This is a genomic window from Kitasatospora sp. MBT63, assembly GCF_000710465.2.
GTDB lineage: Bacteria > Actinomycetota > Actinomycetes > Streptomycetales > Streptomycetaceae > Kitasatospora.
Genome location: NZ_JAIZ01000734.1, coordinates 19,911 through 24,953, shown reverse-complemented (window position 1 = coordinate 24,953; position 5,043 = coordinate 19,911). Strand labels below are relative to the sequence as shown.

The window sequence follows — 5,043 nt, the reverse complement described above, 5'->3', positions numbered from 1 at the left end:
CAACCGGACACCGCGGGCCGGGCCCCAGGGCCCGGCCCATCCGCCCACCAACCAACCCGGAGAGAAGGACCTGACATGACCACCCACGAAGACACCGCACAGCCCGACCAGGAGACACACGACCGGTCCGCCGAGGAACGCAACGTCATAACCCCCACTCCCGCAGACGTCCGCGCCAAGGCTGAGGACCACGAGGAAACCGAAGCACCCGAGGGGACCACCCGATCCCAGTGACACCACTGCCCGCTCGGCAGCCGAGCCACCGCGACAACCGGGCTGGGCCCGGCGGAGGCCCTCCCCGAGGCCAGACCAGATGGGCGGGTCGGCGGCTCACCGTCACCGGGGAGCCGCGCCGATCTGTCGCAGCATCACGAGATCCGCGGTGCCAAGGACGGTAGCGGGGAGGAGGTGCCGGCCACGCTCGCACACGACGACCGCCTCCTGACCTGGTTCACCGCGTCCGGCCGGCCAGCGGCGTGTTCCGTACGTCGTGCCGCTTTCGTTGTCGCCCCGCGGGCCCGGGGCCAGGACCCTCCGACGGTCTCCCGGAACTCGGCGGTCACCCTCAAGGGCTTGTTGCCGTCCCCCGCCCGGCCGGGGTGTGCGCATGCCCCAGCGCGCTCTCCGCAAGGTGTGCCAGCAGGTCGGCGGCGTCCTCGTGCACCTCGACGGCCCCTGCGGCACGCAGGTCGCGCTCGCTCCAGCCGCCCGAGAGGACAGCGATGCACGGCACACCGGCGTGGGCGGCGGCCTGGATGTCCCAGAGCGTGTCACCGACGAAGACCGCCTCGCCGGGGTCGGCGCCGGCCTTGTCCAGAGCGGCGCGGACGAGGTCGGGGGCCGGCTTGCTCGCCTCCACGTCGTCCGCGCCGGTCACGGCCGTGATCACGTCGTCGGCGCCCAGCGCCCGCCGCATCACCGCCAGGTCCCGGTCGGAGGCGGAACTCGCCAGCACCACTCGCCATCCCCTGGCCGCCACCGCTCGCAGCAGGTCGCCCGCGCCGTCGAAGGCCCGCAGGCGGGGCCAGAAGCGCCCGTACAGGGCCTGCTGGGCGGCACTGATCTCCTCATCCTGGGAGCGGTCACGGTGGTCACCGAGCACACGGTCGAGGAGCTGGTCCCCGCCCATGCCGATCGCGGCGTGGATCCGGGCCATCGCCGGGCTGTGGCCGTACTGGGCCAGCGCCTCCGCCCAAGCCAGCGTGTGCAGGTAGTTCGTGTCCAGCAAGGTGCCGTCCACGTCGAACAACGCCGCCGGTGCCATCGGCCCGCCTTCCTCGGGAGTGAAGTCCGGTCATGACGCTACGGCCGCCGCCAACCGGTCGCGACCGCGCCGCGCGAGCCCCCACCCGGGTTCCCGTTTCCGCTCCGGCCGATCGGGCAGGCGGCCCGCATGGTTCGTATCGGGTACACGATGATGACCGAACAGGCCGGGCCCCGGCAGCTGGTGTCCGACGTGGTGCGGGCGGAAGAGGCCGGTTTCGACTTCTCCGTCGCCTCGGACCACTCCTTCCCCTGGCTGGACGAGCAGGGGCACGCGCCGTACGTGTGGAGCGTCCTCGGCGCGGCGGCGCAGGCCACCGACCGGATCCCGCTGATGACCTGTGTGACCTGCCCGACCGTGCGCTACCACCCGGCGGTGGTGGCCCAGAAGGCTGCGACCGTCCAACTACTGTCCCAGGGCCGGTTCCGGCTCGGGCTGGGCTCGGGCGAGAACCTCAACGAGCACATCGTGGGCGCGGGCTGGCCGGCGGCCGACGTCCGCCAGGAGGTACTGACCGAGGCGGTCGAGATCATCCGGGCCCTCTTCCACGGTGGCTACGTCAACTACCGTGGCCGGCACTTCCGAGTGGAGTCGGGGCGGCTGTGGGACCTGCCCGAACAGGCGCCGCCGATCGGCATCGCCGTCTCCGGCGAGCAGTCCTGCAGACTCGCGGGGGAACACGCCGACCTGGTGATCGCCGTCGAACCCGACCGAACGTTGCTGGACGCCTTCGACCGGCATGGCGGGACCGGAAAACCCCGGGTCGGCCAGCTGCCGGTCTGCTACGACCGCGACCGGGACACGGCCATCGCCCGTGCGCACGCCCAGTTCCGGTGGTTCGGCGGCGGCTGGAAGGTCAACGCCGAGCTGCCCGGGCCGGCCGCGTTCGCGGCTGCGAGCCGGTTCGTGCGCCCGGAGGATGTCGCCGCTTCCATCCCCTGCGGTGACGACGTCGACGCATTCGTCGAAGCAGTGCGCGCCTACGCGGACGCCGGGTTCACCGAGGTCGCATTGATCCAGGTCGGTGGTGACGCCCAACGGCCCTTCCTGGACTGGGCCGAGACGACCCTCCTGCCGGCGCTTCGGGAGCTCTGAGCCCCGGCCGTCCACCCGTCCGCGTCCTGTCCGGCCCGCCAACCCGGTACGGCTCACCGCTCGGGATGCCACTCCACGAGCATGATGGTCGCGTCGTCGCGCAGCCGGGAGCCCTGATGGGCGAGGATCCCCTGCATCAACCGGCGCAGGGCCTCGGGCGCGGGCAGTCCGTCCGCCATGCCCCGTACGACGATGTCGGCGAGCCGCTGTTCACCGAACATCTGGCCGTCGCGGCCACGGGCCTCGATCACACCGTCCGAGTGAATCAGGATCCGGTCGCCGGGTTCCAGCTGGGTCGTGTGCACGTCCGGCCGGGTCAGGGGTAGCCCTGCGGGCAGGCCGAGCGGCAGGTGCGGGACACGTTCCAGGGCGCCGTCGACGACATGGCGGTCGCGCACCAGCAGCGGGGCGGGGTGGCCGCAGTTGATCCAGGTCAGCCGACCGGTGGCGGTGTCGAGGTCGGCGACTACGCAGGTGAGCAGCCGCCCGGGAATCCACTGGGCGAGGGCGGCATCGATGGCCTCGGCGATGTCCGGGAGGGTGCCGTCCGCGCGGCGGGTGGAGCGGCAGGCTGCCAGAGCGACGGCGCTGCAGCCGCCCGAGGCGAGGTCGTGGCCCATCGCATCGACGAGGGTCAGGTGCAGCCGCCGGCCTGCGAGGCTGTGGTCGAAGGCATCGCCGCCCACGTCGTAGGCGGGTTCCAGAACGGCGCTGGAGGTCACCGACCTGGTGCCGACGGTACGCGGCGGGACGAATGCCCACAGCAGCTCGGCCTGCATCGTCATCGTCCGGCGTCGCATGGTCTGTACGAGGACGTCGCTGAACGAGGCCTTGGAAGCGACCGTCAGCGCGGCCGCCGACGCGAGGGCCTGGCAGCGCGCCAGCGTCCGGGCGTCGAGCGCCGGCGCGGCGACCCGCAGCACCCCGAGCCGACCGATGCCGTCCACCAGCGGGAGCCACCCGACCGCGCCGCGCGGTACCGACTCCTCGAAGCCGTTGTCGGTGCCAAGGTCCTCGGCGCCCGATTGGAGGACTTCGGTACGGTAGGCGCGGCCGGCGAGCGACCGATCGATGTCCAGCACCTCCTGGCCCCGCGGCGCGCCCGGCAGCGGTTCCCTGGCGTTCATCGGAGCGGGGAGGGCGACCAGCTCCTCCTGCTGCACGTCCGCGAGGTAGAGCCAGATGTGGGTCAGGCCCAGCCGGCGGCCGGCCCGCCACAGCAGGCCAGGCACCTCCTGGGGCCCGGCCCGATGGGACGCCTCCAGCAGATCCGCCAGTACCGGGCCGAGAAGAGCGTCCTCACCACCGTGCACCGCGCACCCGCTCTCGTCGGGAGCGGGCCCGATTCTGCACGCTCTCGCACCGCTCCGCCGACGCCCCGTCCCGGTCCTGCTTCCGGGACTCTCTCTCCGTCCATCGTCCGCCCGGACCCGTCCGCACGCCCGCAGAGCTTCACGGTGGATTCCGATCCCGGGCCCGGCATCGTCGTTTGGGCCCGCCGGTCGCGGACAGGCGGAGGGCGTCGGCCCTCGCGGCCGGCACTCGATCCCGGGGACTCGTCGGCCGACACGGAGGATGCCGAGGAGGTCCCGCCACCTCAGGAGAGTCACCGTGGAAATACTCGCCCTGCTGCTGCCCCCGGCCCTGCTCGGGATCCTGGTTCTGCTCGGCCGTTTGGAGGACCGCTTGGTCGCCCCCACCACGGAGAGACCCGGTCCCCCGGCCCGTCACCGTCATCGCAGGTGAGCTCGGCCCCGTCGGTCGGGGCCCCGGATAAGCGGCCGCCTATCCGGCGGGGCGGGCGAGAATGGGAGCCGCCCGTCCCTCCCGACCGCTTCCCGTGGTGTGAGGGTCACGCCGCTTCTCCCGTTCCGCCTGCCCAGGGGACGCCGCGGGCCGGCCTGTCGCCCGGTCCCTGACAGCGGTCAGCGGGACCGCTTGGCGTAGCCGCAGGCCCCGGGCGAGCGGCTACGCCAAGCGGTCCCCGCGACGGCGAGCAGCGGCCGGTGCGTGGTGGCCCAGAACTGCGGGCTGCGGGTGTGGGAGGGCTCGGTGAAGGCGCCGCGGTCCTCCCGGGCGCCCGCGGCGCCTTCACGGATTGACGAGGTCGCTGCAGTTGCGGGGCCGGTCGGTCTGCTGGGAGCGGAGCCGGGGGCCCGAATCCGGAGACGTAGATCGGCGGCGGACCGGCGGGCACGGTGTACAGGCGGGCGTTGTCGACGGTGTAGTGCGCACCGTGGTGCGGGACCCGGCCTCCAGCATTTGGGCGCGCTCCGCAACCGCGGGCGGTGTGGGCCGGCGGAGCCCGGGCGCCGTGTCCGGCGCCCGGGTGACCGTTCGGGTCAGCTGTGCCGCATACTGCCGCCCGGACCTTCGGCCGGGGGCGGGCCGCCCTCGCCGGTCATCCGGGCCTGCGGCCGGTCGCGGACCGGCGCGTCGGCCGGGCCCGCCGGAGCGCTCGAGGCGCCGTCCGGGGACAGCCGCCCCCGCCAGCCGCCGCTCTCGTGGCCCCGCTCCTCGATGAAGCCCTTGAACCGCTTCAGGTCGCCCTTGACCTGCCGGTCCGGGACACCGAGCAGACCGCCGGCCTTCTCGGCCATGCCGTGCGGCTCGAATTCCATCGCCAGGCTCACCCGGGTGTGGGTGTCGTCGAGGCGCTGGAACGTCACCATGCCCATCTGCTG

4 protein-coding genes and 1 pseudogene are annotated in these 5,043 nt (G+C 73.3%); 2 read left to right on the top strand and 3 right to left on the bottom strand.

The features are described from left to right. The first annotated feature begins 75 nt into the window (after positions 1 to 75). On the top strand, positions 76 to 234 hold the full coding sequence (locus AA75_RS50325; RefSeq protein WP_158515639.1) for a hypothetical protein: 159 nt from the start codon (positions 76 to 78) through the stop codon (positions 232 to 234). A 331-nt stretch (positions 235 to 565) separates the two neighbouring features. Here the strand turns inward: AA75_RS50325 and AA75_RS38080 are convergent, their stop codons facing one another. After that, a complete protein-coding gene (locus AA75_RS38080; protein ID WP_051814126.1) occupies positions 566 to 1,264 on the bottom strand; it encodes an HAD family hydrolase in 699 nt (232 codons plus the stop codon). Positions 1,265 to 1,393: 129 nt separating this feature from the next. Here AA75_RS38080 and AA75_RS38075 point away from each other — a divergent pair, with 129 nt between their 5' ends. Beyond that, a complete protein-coding gene (locus AA75_RS38075) occupies positions 1,394 to 2,359 on the top strand; it encodes an LLM class F420-dependent oxidoreductase (RefSeq protein ID WP_033825009.1) in 966 nt (321 codons plus the stop codon). A 53-nt stretch (positions 2,360 to 2,412) separates the two neighbouring features. Here AA75_RS38075 and AA75_RS38070 read toward each other — a convergent pair whose 3' ends face one another. Next, on the bottom strand, positions 2,413 to 3,591 hold the full coding sequence (locus tag AA75_RS38070; protein WP_233289364.1) for a PP2C family protein-serine/threonine phosphatase: 1,179 nt from the start codon (positions 3,589 to 3,591) through the stop codon (positions 2,413 to 2,415). Between the two features lie 1,110 nt (positions 3,592 to 4,701). Then, positions 4,702 to 5,043, bottom strand: a pseudogene (locus AA75_RS52945) (cyclase); the annotation flags it as partial.